General features: G+C 42.4%; 10 protein-coding genes. 6 read left to right on the top strand and 4 right to left on the bottom strand.

Features of this window, described 5'->3' with window-relative positions; translation table 11 throughout:
• Positions 1-253: 253 nt before the first annotated feature.
• Positions 254-2,266 (top strand): BamA/TamA family outer membrane protein, encoded by a 2,013-nt coding sequence (locus ACQFX9_RS04675; protein WP_427160926.1) that lies wholly within the window; start codon positions 254-256, stop codon positions 2,264-2,266.
• A gap of 47 nt (positions 2,267-2,313) precedes the next feature.
• Here ACQFX9_RS04675 and ACQFX9_RS04670 read toward each other — a convergent pair whose 3' ends face one another.
• Together ACQFX9_RS04670 and psbA are read right to left on the bottom strand one after the other, a co-directional pair.
• Positions 2,314-3,513 carry an IS4 family transposase gene (locus ACQFX9_RS04670; RefSeq protein ID WP_427160925.1) on the bottom strand — a complete coding sequence of 400 codons (1,200 nt, stop codon included), beginning with the start codon at positions 3,511-3,513 and terminating at the stop codon, positions 2,314-2,316.
• A gap of 324 nt (positions 3,514-3,837) precedes the next feature.
• A complete protein-coding gene (gene psbA, locus ACQFX9_RS04665; protein ID WP_427160924.1) occupies positions 3,838-4,920 on the bottom strand; it encodes a photosystem II q(b) protein in 1,083 nt (360 codons plus the stop codon).
• A gap of 212 nt (positions 4,921-5,132) precedes the next feature.
• Here psbA and cofG point away from each other — a divergent pair, with 212 nt between their 5' ends.
• The 3 genes from cofG to ACQFX9_RS04650 all read left to right on the top strand — a co-directional run bounded on the left by cofG (position 5,133) and on the right by ACQFX9_RS04650 (position 9,948).
• A complete protein-coding gene (cofG, locus tag ACQFX9_RS04660) occupies positions 5,133-6,110 on the top strand; it encodes a 7,8-didemethyl-8-hydroxy-5-deazariboflavin synthase subunit CofG (protein WP_427160923.1) in 978 nt (325 codons plus the stop codon).
• Between the two features lie 236 nt (positions 6,111-6,346).
• On the top strand, positions 6,347-7,672 hold the full coding sequence (locus tag ACQFX9_RS04655) for an ATP-binding protein (protein ID WP_427160922.1): 1,326 nt from the start codon (positions 6,347-6,349) through the stop codon (positions 7,670-7,672).
• Positions 7,669-9,948: a tetratricopeptide repeat protein gene (locus ACQFX9_RS04650; RefSeq protein ID WP_427160921.1), complete on the top strand. Its 2,280-nt coding sequence runs from the start codon at positions 7,669-7,671 to the stop codon at positions 9,946-9,948. The genes ACQFX9_RS04655 and ACQFX9_RS04650 overlap by 4 nt, the downstream gene beginning before the upstream one ends.
• 67 nt (positions 9,949-10,015) lie before the next feature.
• Here ACQFX9_RS04650 and ACQFX9_RS04645 read toward each other — a convergent pair whose 3' ends face one another.
• Both ACQFX9_RS04645 and ACQFX9_RS04640 read right to left on the bottom strand, forming a co-directional pair.
• Positions 10,016-10,657 carry a Uma2 family endonuclease gene (locus ACQFX9_RS04645; RefSeq protein ID WP_427160920.1) on the bottom strand — a complete coding sequence of 214 codons (642 nt, stop codon included), beginning with the start codon at positions 10,655-10,657 and terminating at the stop codon, positions 10,016-10,018.
• 252 nt (positions 10,658-10,909) lie between these two features.
• Entirely contained in the window at positions 10,910-12,424 is a 1,515-nt protein-coding gene (locus tag ACQFX9_RS04640) for a family 10 glycosylhydrolase (RefSeq protein ID WP_427160919.1), read from the bottom strand.
• Between ACQFX9_RS04640 and ACQFX9_RS04635 the strand changes: the two genes are divergently transcribed.
• Together ACQFX9_RS04635 and acs are read left to right on the top strand one after the other, a co-directional pair.
• Entirely contained in the window at positions 12,413-12,592 is a 180-nt protein-coding gene (locus ACQFX9_RS04635) for a hypothetical protein (RefSeq protein ID WP_427160918.1), read from the top strand. The genes ACQFX9_RS04640 and ACQFX9_RS04635 overlap by 12 nt on opposite strands.
• A gap of 299 nt (positions 12,593-12,891) precedes the next feature.
• Positions 12,892-14,862: an acetate--CoA ligase gene (acs, locus tag ACQFX9_RS04630; RefSeq protein ID WP_427160917.1), complete on the top strand. Its 1,971-nt coding sequence runs from the start codon at positions 12,892-12,894 to the stop codon at positions 14,860-14,862.
• Positions 14,863-14,942 lie beyond the last annotated feature (80 nt).

The following is a 14,942-nucleotide window of genomic DNA, read 5'->3' as shown; positions in this document are numbered from 1 at the left end:
TGATTCAGCAACGCTGTAATTTTTAACAAACTTTGGGGGTTTAAGTCCCCTGCTTCTATAAGCAGCGTGTTTTGTGTCGGGGTTTAAATCCCCGTCACAAAACGTAATTGCGAATTGCGAATTGCGAATTGCGAATTGTTTTAATTCTCAATACCGCCACTGCGGAATTCATAAAATCGTGTAAAGCATCACACAGGCATGGATAAGCTTTTTTCCCATGCCCAATTCCCTATGCCCTATTTCCCAAATGATTATGCGTGTTCCTTCTACTACCATTTTGACTTTAGCTACTTTGGCGGCTGGTAATGTTACGCAATCAGCTATGGCTGCACCTGCTACCGCTTCTACTCAGGCTGCACCAGACCAAAATCTAGTAGTTCCCGTAGTGGAAGAAAAACCTGCACCCCTCAAGAATGTGGCTGCACCAGAAACGGAGATGACTCCCCAATTTTCCCAATCTTCAAAGCCTGTTGTTCTCCCGCCTACACCTGCTGTAGTCACACCAGCACCCCCCAAACCTACCACGACTGAAAGCGGTTTAGTCGTCACAGCTACCGATGTGCAGATAGTAGGTGCAACTCCCGAATTACAGCAAGTGATTCGCCAAGTGATTAAAACTCAGGCGGGGGGAGAAACTAGCCAAAATCAGTTGCAAAGTGATATCGCTGCTATTTTGCAGACTGGTTTATTTGTCAGTGCGGAGGTTAATACTAGCGTTAACCCATCGGGGTTAAATGTAGTGTATCAGGTGCAACCCGTGGTCGTGCGATCGCTGCAACTCTCAGGTGCTAAAGCTTTGACTTACCAAGTCGCCCTCACACCTTTTCAATCTCAGGTTGGTAAACCCATCAGTCCCGCACAACTAAAAACCGCAGTCCAACAAATCAATAAATGGTACACCGACAACGGTTATAACTTAGCACGAGTGTTATCAATTAAACCCAATCCCCAAGGTATTCTCACGGTCAATGTGGCGGAAGGTTTAGTTAGTGATATCAAGTTTCGCTTTGTGAATGATGAGGGTAAAACCGTTGATGCTCAAGGTAATCCCGTTTCCGGTCGCACCAAACCAGATTTCTTGAAACAACAACTGCAACTCAAAGCAGGTCAGGTCTTCCAAGAAAATATTGTCCGTCAAGATGTGCAGAACTTGTATCGTACCGGCTTATTTCAAAGTATCAATGTGGCCTTTGAAGGTGATGCTAGTAATTTAGATGTGATTTATGAACTCAAGGAAAATGGAGCGCGAGCGATTAATTTAGGCGGTAGTTACAATGCTGATACGGGGTTAATCGGGACTGTAAACTATCAAGACCAAAATATTGGCGGCAGAAATGATATTTTAAATGTGAATGTGGGTGTTGGTAGCCGTGATTTGCAATTTGATACTAAATTTATTAGTCCCTATCGGGCTACAAATCCCGACCGCTTAGGCTACACAGTCAAAATCTTCCGTAACCGTCAACTTTCTGAAACCTTTGATGATCAGATTACCTTAGCCAACGGTGATAAAGTGCGAGAAGGTAAGATTGGTGCAAGTATTAGCTTACAACGACCTATTGATGATTGGGATACCTCATTAGGTTTTAATTATACTCGTACCAGCATCCGCGATCGCCAAGGTAATATTACCACCAATGATATTCAAGGTAATCCTCTATCAGCTAGTGGTAACGGTGTTGATGACCTAGCTACCGTATCTTTTACCGCCACCAAAGACCAACGCGACAATCTGATTAATCCCACCCAAGGTTCTGTTCTCAGACTCAGTACAGAACAATCTGTACCCATCGGTGAAGCTAACATTTCCATGAATCGTCTCACCGCTAATTACAGTCAATATTTGCCAGTCAACTTATTTAACAGTCAAAAACCCCAAGTATTTGCTGTAAATGTGCAGGCTGGGACAGTTTTGGGCAAATTACCACCCTACGATACCTTTAATTTAGGTGGTTCTAATTCTGTACGTGGTTACGACGTTGGCGATGTCGGGAATGGTCGCAGTTATGTACTAGCCTCCGCCGAATATCGTTTTCCCATCGCCCCAATATTTGGGGGTGTAGTCTTTGCTGACTTCGCCTCCGATTTAGGTTCTGGCGATACCGTTGTTGGAGACCCCGCAGGCGTAAGGAATAAACCCGGCACTGGGTTTGGTTATGGTGCAGGAGTCAGGGTAGACTCTCCATTAGGTCTAATTCGTGCTGACTACGGTATTAATGACCAAGGTGAAAGCAGAGTACATTTAGGCATAGGTCAACGTTTTTAAAATTCAGAAGTTCGTAGTGAGGACTTTCTCAGAGGGTGACAACCTACCTATAAAGTTTGCTGGATAAGGGATAGGGCATAAAAACCACGCTGAAAATAGAGTCGTTTATGGGGTTTGAGGGCAATCAGACTTAGAACCCAATCTGCCCATAATTCCATCCCATAACGCCATCGTTGTCCGTAGAGTCCAAAGCTAAAGTGACTCTGGTATGGGGTGATGTCTTTGTGTGATTGGATACGACCAGCATAGATATCTATGCCTAATTTTTGCATCTGTTGCCCTTGCATGGTCGCCAAACAATAAGCCAGAGTAATCAACAAGACTAAGGCTAAAAAACGGGTGTCATTAACCTTGGTGTCTTCTAAGTTATAGCCACTTGTTTTATAATCCTTGAACATTTGTTCAATGCCCCAACGACAACGATAGACTGCCAATGCTTGCTGTAATGTTGGGAGGTTAGTTAAGATATACCAAGGTTCTTTTGCTCCCTGATTATTATATTTTCGTCTCCAATAGATCGCTAAATTAAATAGTCCGATTCCATCCCCTTTATTGCACCTGACTCCCTGATAAAATTTAGACATTCCTGGTTTGAATCCCAGATTTTTCAGGACTTGATACTCTTGATTCAATGCTGTTTGGAAATGCAGGTCTTTTTTTTGCCTCAGAGCGAATAATAAACCTCTGTCATCCAGCCATTGAGCCAGTTTAGGACTGTGAAATTCTCGGTCTCCTAATACTAAAACCGGATAATTTTTAAATAGAGTCAGCACCGTTTTTAGCAACCGTTTTTGAGTAGGAAAATTACTGTTTCCTACCTGTTTTAATACTTCCCAATACAAAGGAAGCGCATGAGTTCCCCAGACTAAACTCACCATAAATACATTTCTTCCCTTCCATTGAGTTCTGTCAATTGCAATTATCCAATATCCATATTTATGGTGTTTGAGTCTCTGGAGACGACGACGCTGCTCTCGATTTAAGTTTCGTCCCGTTTGTACTTGTCTTATCCAATATTTTATCAAGGGAAACCATAAAAGTTTGACATTGAGTTGAGGCAAGTTTAAAAAGCGTTGCAGGTTTCGCTTGCGACTGCCATATTGAATCGGTTGTGGAAACACACTCGCTAAAACGGAGAGTTTTACCTGTCGATGAACTTGTAGCAATAATAACAGAAGCTGTATGGTTATATACTGGCTTTCATTCAGATGCCCACGCAGGGTTTTTTGGTAAGATTCAGGAAACATATTTTTTCAGGGGAGTCACAACTGTACTCCCTATTTTTTGTCTTCACCATCCTCTCAAAGTTTTGTCCTGCATAGCTTATAGTTGCCTTGTCACCCTTTAAGGAGGACTTTAGTCCTCATCTCAATCTCAGGACTAATACCAATTCTCCAAAATTAGGCAACAGATGCAAAGCTTGAAACCCAGATTGTATCTGAATTGCGAATTGCGAATTGCGAATTGCGAATTGCGAATTGGTATAAAGTCCTTACTACAAACCCCATAAGCAAAAAAGCGTCCCCCCAGAAAGGAAGGACGCTTTTTTAGTTAGCTAGAAGCTTTAAGAATTAACCGTTGATAGCAGGTGCGCTGATAGCAACAGGAGCAACTTCACCAGCAGCCAAGTCTAAGGGGAAGTTGTGAGCGTTACGCTCGTGCATTACTTCCATACCTAAGTTAGCGCGGTTGATGATGTCAGCCCAGGTGTTGATGACGCGACCTTGGGAGTCAATCACCGATTGGTTGAAGTTGAAGCCGTTGAGGTTGAACGCCATTGTGCTTACGCCCAATGCTGTGAACCAAATCCCGATTACAGGCCATGCAGCGAGGAAGAAGTGCAAGGAACGGCTGTTGTTGAAGGACGCGTATTGGAAGATTAAGCGACCGAAGTAACCGTGTGCTGCTACGATGTTGTAGGTTTCTTCTTCTTGACCGAATTTGTATCCGTAGTTTTGGGATTCGTTTTCGGTTGTTTCACGAACTAAGGAAGAGGTTACTAAGGAACCGTGCATTGCGGAGAACAAGCTACCACCGAATACACCAGCCACACCTAACATGTGGAAGGGGTGCATCAGGATGTTGTGTTCTGCTTGGAACACGATCATGAAGTTGAAGGTACCGGAGATACCCAAGGGCATACCGTCAGAGAAGGAACCTTGTCCGATGGGGTAGATGAGGAATACTGCGGTTGCTGCTGCTACGGGTGCGGAGAATGCTAGGCAGATCCAAGGACGCATGCCCAAGCGGTAGGATAGTTCCCATTCACGACCGAGGTAGCAGAATACGCCGATCAAGAAGTGGAATACTACTAGTTGGTATGGGCCACCGTTGTACAACCATTCGTCTAAGGATGCTGCTTCCCAAATTGGGTAGAAGTGTAAACCAATGGCGTTAGAAGAAGGTACTACTGCTCCGGAGATGATGTTGTTTCCGTAGAGTAAGGAACCTGCTACTGGTTCGCGGATACCGTCGATGTCAACGGGGGGTGCGGCGATGAAGGCGATGATGAAGCAGGTGGTTGCAGCTAGCAAGGTGGGGATCATTAATACGCCAAACCAGCCGATGTATAGGCGGTTGTTGGTGCTGGTGATCCAGTTGCAGAACTGCTCCCATACGTTTGCGCTTTTGCGCTGTTGTAAGGTTGCTGTCATTTCTTTATGATTACGTTTTGGTATGAATGTTTTAGGTTTCTCAACCTGTTACATAGCTTAATCCATAGTATTGCGTTTTGTAAAGTATTTTGAGAAAAAATTTTCGCCTTTAACCTGTGGAAAGCTCTGATACTGAGTTTTTATAGATATTTCAGGCTTACAGAGTAAATTAATTTTGCTTAACACTGTTCATTTACTATTCTTCAAAGATTGTGACTAAACCATTAGCCAAAGCTTCCCTTGTCAGCTATAGCCCTGCTTACACAATCGTTCCAACTTATGAATGCTTCAATCGCTGCACCTACTGCAATTTTCGCACTGACCCTGGTGAAAGCCCTTGGATGGGTTTATCAGCAGCTGAGGGTATCTTAAAAAGACTGCAAAATCAGCAAGTTTGTGAAATTCTTATTCTTAGCGGTGAAGTGAGTCCTCACTCACATAAACGTAAAGATTGGTTTCAAATAATTTATGATTTGTGTGATTTAGCTTTATCAATGGGTTTTTTACCACACACCAACGCAGGGCCTTTGAGCTTTGCAGAGATGCAGCGACTCAAAAATGTCAATGTATCAACGGGCTTAATGTTAGAACAGTTAACCCCATCATTATTAAAGACAGTCCATCGTCATGCACCGAGTAAATTACCAGAACTAAGATTGCAACAATTAGAATGGGCGGGAGAATTGCAAATTCCCTTTACTACAGGCTTATTGTTGGGAATTGGAGAAACTTCTGATGATTGGTGGGAAACATTAACAGCCATTTCCCAGATTCATCAACGTTATCATCATATTCAAGAAGTAATCTTACAACCCCATAGCCCAGGTAATCAGCAAACCTTTGACGCGCCACCATTTGATCCTCATCAGCTACCAGCAGTTATTGCTAAAGCACGCCAGATTTTACCGTCAGATATCACAATTCAAATTCCGCCCAATTTAGTGAAAGATGAGCAATGGTTACTTGCTTGTATTGAAGCTGGCGCAAGAGATTTAGGCGGAATTAGCCCGAAAGATGAAGTAAACCCAGATTATCCCCATATTCAAGAACGAGAATTAAGGGAAATTTTAGAGCCTGCGGGGTGGGAATTAGTGCCACGTTTACCTATATATCCCCAGTTTGACAGTTGGTTGTCGGGTGAATTGCAAACATTAGTAAAGCAATGGCGAGAAGTTTTAACGCCAGTTTAGGGGATTGGGGAAAGGTGATGAAGCTTTGTATTGTAAGGGTTTGATGATTGCTTGGGACGAGTTTTTGAATTCTTCTGTTCTCTGTGTCTCTGTACCTCTGCGTGATGCAAAAAATATTTACGCAAGAGGTTTTATTGATGAGTATCACGACTGCACTTTACTTTTTTTCTTTTACCCAGCACCGCAATTTTCTATAATTTTTAGTATTATGAGCAACATTGCTATATTTTTTACCTATGGTTAATAGTCCTGATTTACTCAGTCAACTCTACAACGCCTTTAACCCCTTTGAACCTCTACCAGCAGGTGATCCGAAATATGTAGACTGTCAGGATGTGCGGGGGGATGCGGATATTCTCCAAGAGTTGGGAAATCGGATGCGACTGTCAGATCAAAATACTTATCAATTGTATTCTGGTCATCGGGGTGCGGGTAAATCTACAGAACTGCTGAGGTTAAAAAAGTATTTAGAAAATCGCCAATTTTATGTCGTCTATTTTGCGGCTGATGAAGAGGATATCGACTCAGAAGATGCTCAGTATACAGATATTCTCCTTGCTTGTACTCGTCGCTTGCTGAAAGACTTGAAAGAAATCGCTAGTCCTCGTCCTATACTCGACTGGCTCAAAAATCGCTGGGAAGATGTGAAAGATTTGGTGCAGACTCCTATAGAGTTTGACAGCCTAGCGATAGAAGCGCAACTGAGCCAATTTGCCAAATTGACAGCTAATTTAAGGGCTGTTCCTGAATTACGCCAGAAGATTCGCCAAAAAATTAACCCCCACACTGTTACGTTAATTCAGGTTTTAAATGAGTTTCTTGGGGATGCTAAACAACACTTACCTAACGGCTACACTAAACTGGCGGTAATTGTCGATAATTTAGACCGGATGGTGTTAGTTAAAGATGGAGAACGCACCAATTATGACGAAGTATTTCTAGACCGCAGCGAACAACTTCAAGCTTTAGACTGTCATTTGGTTTACACTCTCCCTATTTCCATGTTGTATTCTACAAGGGCAACGGATCTGAGGGATATATATGGTGAATGTTTAACTTTACCGATGATTATGGTGAAAACTATCCAAGGAGATGTTTACCAGCCAGGAATCAATAAAGTTAAGGAAGTAATTAACAGGCGAGTCCGACACATTGCACCGGAATTATCATTAGATAAAGACATTTTCGATAGTCCCCAAACCTTAGAAAAACTCTGCTTAATGAGTGGAGGTCATGTGAGGAATTTGCTATTGTTAACTCAAGACGCTATTGGAAGGTCTGAAGAGTTACCAATTACAGAAAATGCAGTACGCAGAGCAATTACTCAAGCTAGAGATACTTACCGCCGCGCCGTCGAAAATTCTCAATGGTGTTTGTTAGCAGAAGTCTCCCGTACTAAACGCATTGTTAATGATGATGAGTATAGAAAGCTGATGTATAATCGATGCCTTTTAGAATATCGTTATCTAGATGATGAAGGCGAGATGCAGCGTTGGTATGATATTCATCCATTAATTCAAGGAGTTACAGAATTTAAAGAAGCCGTAGCAAAACTTCCATGAACTCAGATTTTAATGACTGGGATGATGATTTACCCCCTGAACTAGAAGCAGCCTATCCAGATTTAGTCCGCGCCCTGAAACGCAAATCTGGATTTGGCTTGTATTTTGTGCAGTGTACTCCTGTGGAAGCAGATAATTTAACTACTAAACTTCCCCAGGATATTCCCCACAAGCACATAGAAGTTTTGCGCTTGGTTGAGGCGATTGATAATTTATATCAGCGAGTGGGTGAGTTTGTTCAAAACAAGCAAATAGATATTTTATTAATTAAAGGTCTGGAATATTCCTTATATAAATATGAGAAAAGAACCTTTGGTGAAATAACCGAAGGACAATTTAGCAACTTAACCAGTGTGCCGCATATTTTAAATCACTTAAACCAACAGCGAGAAAGGTTTAGAGATGATTTTCCATTTTGCTTTGTTTTCCTGTTGCGCTCCTTTTCCATCAACTATTTAATTCATCGCGCCCCAGATTTTTTTGATTGGCGTTCTGGAGTATTTGAATTACCAACTACACCAGAGTTAGTTGAACAGGAATCATCTCGCATACTAGATGAAGCCGATTATAACGAATATTTACAACTCAGCCCAGAGAAAAAGATAGAGAAAGTGCTAGCAATTCAAGACTTGCTAGCTGAACCAAACCAAACAGAAAATCAAAAACCCAGGTTACTACTTGAACTAGGTAAATTGTTGCGTTCAGCTAATGAATTTGAAGCAGCGATATCATCCTACGACCAAGCTGTGAAATTTAAACCTGATTTTCTCGACGCTTGGAACAATCGCGGCATTGCGCTAAAAAATTTAGGACGCAATGAAGAGGCAATATTATCCTACGACCAAGCTGTGAAATTTAAACCTGATTTTCACGAAGCTTGGTACAATCGCGGCATTGCGCTATCAGATTTAGGACACAATGAAGAGGCAATATTATCCTACGACCAAGCACTGAAATTTAAACCTGATTTTCACGAAGCTTGGAATAATCGCGGCATTGCGCTAAAAAATTTAGGACGCAATGAAGAGGCGATATCATCCTACGACCAAGCACTGAAATTTAAACCTGATTTTCACGAAGCTTGCTACAATCGCGGTAATACACTATTAGATTTAGGACGTTATGAAGAGGCGATATCATCCTACGACCACGCACTGAAATTTAAACCCGATAAACACGAAGCTTGGTACAATCTTGGCATTGCGCTAAAAAATTTAGGACGCAATGAAGAGGCGATATTATCTTACGACCAAGCACTGCAATTTAAACCCGATAAACACGAAGCTTGGTACAATCGCGGCAATGCACTAAGAGATTTAGGACGCAATGAAGAGGCGATATTATCTTACGACCAAGCACTGCAATTTAAACCCGATAAACACGAAGCTTGGTACAATCGCGGCAATGCATTAAGAGATTTAGGACGCAATGAAGAGGCGATATCATCCTACGACCAAGCACTGCAATTTAAACCCGATAAACACGAAGCTTGGTACAATCGCGGTAATGCGCTAAGAGATTCAGGACGCGATGAAGAGGCGATATCATCCTACGACCAAGCACTGAAATTTAAACCCGATTATCATCAAGCTTGGGAGAATAGAGGCTACGCCGCTTATCAACTAGGTTTTTATTCTGAAGCAATATCTAGTTTTGACAACGTTATAAAAATTCAACCAGATGAATATACTTGCTGGAATAACAAGGGATATTTACTGCTCAAAAAATATTCTGCTGAAGGTCTGGTTATTGTTTATGAGAAAGCTTTAGAAATTGGCTTCAGAATAAAAAAACACCATAATAACAGAAAAACTCTAGTATTAGAAATACCAGAATCTTCAGAAGCTCTTATAAATTTCGATAAAGCTCTTGAACTTAAACCTGATTATGGCTTGACATGGGCGAACCGAAGTTTTGCACTTTATTATTTATCTCGTTATCAAGATGCTATTAATAGTTGTGATAAAGCTCTTGAGTTTAAATATGACAGCTATGTTACTTGGTCTAATAAAGGTTTTGCCTTAATGCAATTAGAACGTTATGAGGAAGCTATCAGTTGTTTTAATAAGGTTATAGATATTGAACCGGATAATCATACTGCTTGGTACAGTAAAGCTCGTTGCTATGCTGCACAGATAAATGTTGAATTAGCAATTGAAAGTTTAAGAACTGCTATTAGCATGAGTCCTAATGAATACCGTGAAATGGCAAAATATGATTCAAATTTTGATGTGATTCGAGAAGATACAAGATTTCTGGCTTTAATTAAACAATAGTATGTGTGATCGCCTTCAAAGTCTCACTTAATAAATTAAAGCGATCGCTCACATTTTCACCCACCAACTATTTCTCAACTTCTAACTGTTTTCTCACCCAATTACGGAAGTTTCTTGTCATCGCCATCACACCAATTCGCTGACTTTCTTCTAAAAATTTGGGAATTTCAGTTAAAGCCAACTGATTAAACATCGGTGAACTATTACATTCTATATATTGCCCCTGTTGCAGTTGATAAATATAAAATAATCCATCATCATAACGCCACAATTCAGCCACACCCAAGGAAGCATAAATCTGGAATTTATCTAGTGAAGAACTAGTCAAATCTATTTCTACTACTAAATCTGGTGGTGGGTCAGTATTTAAATCAATCTCCGTTTTATTCCGCATCAATACTGCATTACGAATATAGTAGCTGCCATCTGGTTCAGCACCACGCCGCAAATCTTCCCGTTTAAATGTTGTAGAACCAGCCGGAAGAATTTCTAAATTTAACTCTTCCCCCAAAACAAAAATCAGACGTTCAATTAAACATTTCCAATACTCATGGGAGAAAAGCGGGGTCATAATTTCCAGCGTTCCTTGGTCATAAGTCATTTGGGAAGTTCGGTCTTCTCCCATATCAGCTAACATGGTTTCAAAAGTCTGCCAGCTAATATTCCTCAACACAACTCTTTGTTCTGAAGCGTGACGTGTAGTGACCATTGCTGGATGAGATAGGGGATATTTTATGTTTTGATTTTAAACCAATTCGCAATGGGCTAACGCCCCGCTTCGCTAACGCAATTCGCATTAAACGTAAATTTGATTTTTCATAGTCTAAGGGAACACCAAAAAATAAATTATCGCAAATAAATAGCTTATTAGGGTGCGTCAGTGCGATAAAACCTAACTATACCAAGAGATTATTCATACTGACGCACCCTACAGTTTGGATATTTTTTTATCTGGAAGTCCCTAACGGCAGAATTTACGATCGCTATCATGATCAGGATACTGCCAAGAATAGGCAAAGTGACTCACTCCCTTAAGTTTGGGTGCAAATTGCTGTAATGCTTGCATTTGGTCTTCTAATGAGGGACGATTACTCACGGGTTCACCCCATTTACCTGCTAACGCTGGAATAATCTGTGTTCCTGGCTTGGCGGAACTGATTACCCGTTGTACTTGTTCCACAATACAGTTAACGTTACCGCAATTTGCATAGGACATGGGATGCCACTGTAAGGAACTAGGAAACTGATCCCACGGTTGCAAGCGGGAATCATAGCCTTGTCCCACAACTTGATTACCTTCTGGGAAAAATACCGCACCGGAGGGAATACCGAGTTGTTTGGCTGGGAGACTAGCTAAGGTAACAAAGTCTATAATGCCTTGCATGGCATGGGCTACCGTCAATAACCACAATTCTGTTTGCAGTAGGGGTTGTCTTTCGTTAGCTGACAGGAGTGATTTTTCTTGGGTTGGGGGAGTACGGCCTTGCCATAACGGTTCACTTTCTTGGGGATAGAGTTGATCAACCTCGCTAATATCTCCGGCTGTGATGTATCCCTTGCCTAAGAAACGCCGAATTAACTCTAGTCCTTTATTATTTTGGGCGCGACGAAACAAAGCTTCTTGAGTTGCTTTAGTAAATAACCATAAATCTGTGACTTTGGTGGCGATGGAATCACTACCAGCTTGACGGGGATAGCGGATGTAGTCAAATAACACTCCATCGGGACGACGACGGAGGATTTCTTGCACCATGCGGTAATAGTCGCGTTTGGCTTGTTCGTTGTAGGGGTCGATAAATACTTGATTGCCATCATTGACAACATATAAGCTAGTTTGACCCTTACCGTTACGGGCGATCGCACTTTCTCTATCTCTTCTGAGTGCGTAGCTATAGCCAAAGTTGGTAGTATACAGCCAAGTATAAACTTTCAATCCCCTTTGTTTGCCCTTTTTAATGGCTGTGGCGAGTAAATCGGCTTTTTCCGCGCCAGGATTGCGAATTACTGAAGGCCAAACTGTCGGGTTATTGGCTGCGGGTAACAAGACGCGTCCATCATAAAATGCTTCTAGATAAACTTGGTTATAGCCATCATTAATCACTCGATCCATAATCTGATCTATAGCCCCCGGCCTGAGATCACAAGCGTATAAACGTAACCACACAGCCTGGACTTGCGGCCAAGTGCGGTTACGACATTGCTGGACTTCTTTGGCGTGTTTTTGAATTAATTGCTGATAGCGTCTGTTAGCGTCTTTATCCCCTTTGAGGGTTAATAAGCGCAAATTTTCTTTATTTTTGACCGCAGTTGATGAAATGCGACAATATTCTGTGACTTGTGCTTGGGCTGGTTGGAGAAGCCAGAAGCTAAAAGGCAAAATAGAGCAAGTAATCCCTATAAATAAATTCAGGGGATGACTCAAAAACGGTTTTCTAATTAATTTCACTCTCACACGCGGCCGGGGATGGTTAGACATACTGAATCGGAAAATAACAAACCCATCATCCACCCTCTGGCGATCGCCAGGGTGAATATGTATCGAATGTTATACAGCACAGAACACAGAACGGAAACAGGGAAAAGGCTGAATTGGGACTGGGGATTAGGGACTGGGGACTGGGGATTGGGGAACAGGAAAAATTGAATGATCTGAACTGTATTGTTCTATAAACTTATAAAAGTGTTTTAAACAACATCATCCTACTAGGGGGATATTCCAGAAGGAGTATAGGGGCAGCGTAATTATTTGGGTTCTTTTTCCTATACGTAGATTTCCTTACGGCTAATCTTTCTCACCCCTAAACCCCTACACCCCCACACCCTTACACCCCTAAATCCCTAAACCCCCACCTCCTAAAATTTGCTTAAGAAAAATCAAAGCAATTTTGTCTAACTTTGAGTACAGAATAGTTGTCAGTCACAACGCTATTACCAGCAATCATTATGTCTGAATCAACCATAGAATCAATCTTACAAGAGAAGCGGTTATTTCATCCCACTAGTGAATTTTCGCAGGCGGCACATATCAAAAGTTTGGAGGATTATCAGCGTCTTTATGACCAAGCTAAGGCTGATCCGCAAAAATTCTGGGCAGATTTGGCGGAATCAGAATTGCATTGGTTTGAAAAATGGCACACAGTCCTAGATTGGCAACCACCTTTTGCAAAGTGGTTTGTGGGCGGAAAAATCAATATTTCTTACAACTGTCTTGACAGACATTTAACTACTTGGCGCAAAAATAAAGCTGCTTTGATTTGGGAAGGGGAACCAGGGGATTCTCGCACCCTTACCTATGCCCAACTACATCGGGAAGTCTGTCAGTTTGCCAATGTGTTGAAGCAACTGGGTGTACAAAAAGGCGATCGCGTGGGCATTTATATGCCGATGATTCCAGAAGCGGCGATCGCTATGTTGGCTTGTGCCAGAATTGGCGCACCCCATAGTGTAGTGTTTGGTGGTTTTAGTGCTGAGGCGTTGCGCGATCGCTTAAATGATGCGGAAGCGAAGTTAGTGATTACCGCCGATGGTGGTTGGCGTAAAGATGCGATCGTTCCTCTTAAAGAACAGGTAGATAAAGCGATCGCGAATGGTCTTGTTCCCAGTGTCAACCATGTTTTGGTCGTACAACGCACTGGACAAAAAACTCACATGGAACCAGGACGTGACCATTGGTGGCACGATTTACAAAAAGGCGTATCAGGAGATTGTCCCGCCGAACCAATGGACAGTGAAGATATGCTGTTTGTTCTCTACACTTCCGGCAGTACCGGCAAACCCAAGGGTGTAGTTCATACTACTGGCGGTTACAACTTATACAGCCACATGACCACCAAATGGATTTTCGATTTACAAGATACAGATGTCTATTGGTGTACTGCCGATGTGGGTTGGATTACTGGACACAGTTATATTGTCTATGGGCCTTTGTCCAACGGTGCTACAACATTAATGTATGAAGGCGCGCCCCGTGCTTCTAATCCTGGTTGTTTTTGGGATGTAATTGAAAAATACGGTGTAAATATTTTCTACACTGCACCTACAGCAATTCGGGCATTTATCAAAATGGGTGAACACCATCCCAAATCCCGCAATTTGTCTTCCTTGCGCCTGTTGGGAACTGTGGGTGAACCAATTAACCCCGAAGCTTGGATGTGGTATTACCGTGTAATTGGCGGGGAACGTTGCCCCATTGTTGATACTTGGTGGCAAACAGAAACCGGCGGAATTATGATTACACCCCTTCCTGGGGCAATTCCCACTAAACCAGGATCAGCAACTTTACCCTTCCCTGGCATTTTCGCCGATATCGTAGATTTGGATGGTAATTCCGTCGGTGAAAATGAAGGCGGTTACTTAGCGGTACGCCATCCCTGGCCGGGAATGATGCGGACTGTCTACGGTGATCCTGAACGCTTCCGCCGCACCTACTGGGAACATATTCCCCCCAAAGATGGGCAGTATACTTACTTTGCTGGTGATGGGGCGAGAAAAGATGAAGACGGCTATTTCTGGGTGATGGGACGGGTAGATGATGTGCTGAATGTTTCAGGACACCGCCTGGGGACAATGGAAATTGAATCAGCCCTGGTGTCTCACCCAGCCGTAGCTGAGGCGGCGGTAGTTGGTAAGCCAGATGAACTCAAAGGCGAGGAAGTAGTAGCTTTTGTGACTTTAGAAGGGACTTATCAAGCCAGTGAAGACTTGAGTAAAGAACTGAAAAAGCACGTAGTTGCAGAAATTGGTGCGATCGCCCGTCCTGGAGAAATCCGCTTTACTGACGCATTACCCAAAACGCGATCGGGTAAAATCATGCGGCGGTTACTGCGAAATCTCGCCGCCGGACAAGATGTGACTGGTGATACTTCCACACTAGAAGATAGAAGCGTTTTGGATAAGTTACGGGAAGGCGCGTAAATTTTTATCGAATATTATAGGGTAGGCAAAACAGCCTACCCTATTTTTGTGAAGGTTCAATTTAATCCGGTAGTATGAGC

The organism is Aliinostoc sp. HNIBRCY26 (genome assembly GCF_050235535.1).
GTDB lineage: Bacteria > Cyanobacteriota > Cyanobacteriia > Cyanobacteriales > Nostocaceae > Trichormus.
The sequence above is the reverse complement of the archived record's forward strand: the minus strand, read 5'-3'. Positions and strand labels throughout refer to the sequence as shown.

What these genes read in the sequence shown, in the direction of transcription:
- ACQFX9_RS04675 (WP_427160926.1), top strand. Translation starts at nt 254, where the DNA reads ATGCGTGTTCCTTCTACTACCATTTTGACTTTAGCTACTTTGGCGGCT.
- ACQFX9_RS04670 (WP_427160925.1), bottom strand. Translation starts at nt 3,513, where the DNA reads ATGTTTCCTGAATCTTACCAAAAAACCCTGCGTGGGCATCTGAATGAA.
- psbA (WP_427160924.1), bottom strand. Translation starts at nt 4,920, where the DNA reads ATGACAGCAACCTTACAACAGCGCAAAAGCGCAAACGTATGGGAGCAG.
- ACQFX9_RS04655 (WP_427160922.1), top strand. Translation starts at nt 6,347, where the DNA reads ATGGTTAATAGTCCTGATTTACTCAGTCAACTCTACAACGCCTTTAAC.
- ACQFX9_RS04650 (WP_427160921.1), top strand. Translation starts at nt 7,669, where the DNA reads ATGAACTCAGATTTTAATGACTGGGATGATGATTTACCCCCTGAACTA.
- ACQFX9_RS04645 (WP_427160920.1), bottom strand. Translation starts at nt 10,657, where the DNA reads ATGGTCACTACACGTCACGCTTCAGAACAAAGAGTTGTGTTGAGGAAT.
- ACQFX9_RS04635 (WP_427160918.1), top strand. Translation starts at nt 12,413, where the DNA reads ATGGTTAGACATACTGAATCGGAAAATAACAAACCCATCATCCACCCT.
- ACQFX9_RS04640 (WP_427160919.1), bottom strand. Translation starts at nt 12,424, where the DNA reads ATGTCTAACCATCCCCGGCCGCGTGTGAGAGTGAAATTAATTAGAAAA.
- acs (WP_427160917.1), top strand. Translation starts at nt 12,892, where the DNA reads ATGTCTGAATCAACCATAGAATCAATCTTACAAGAGAAGCGGTTATTT.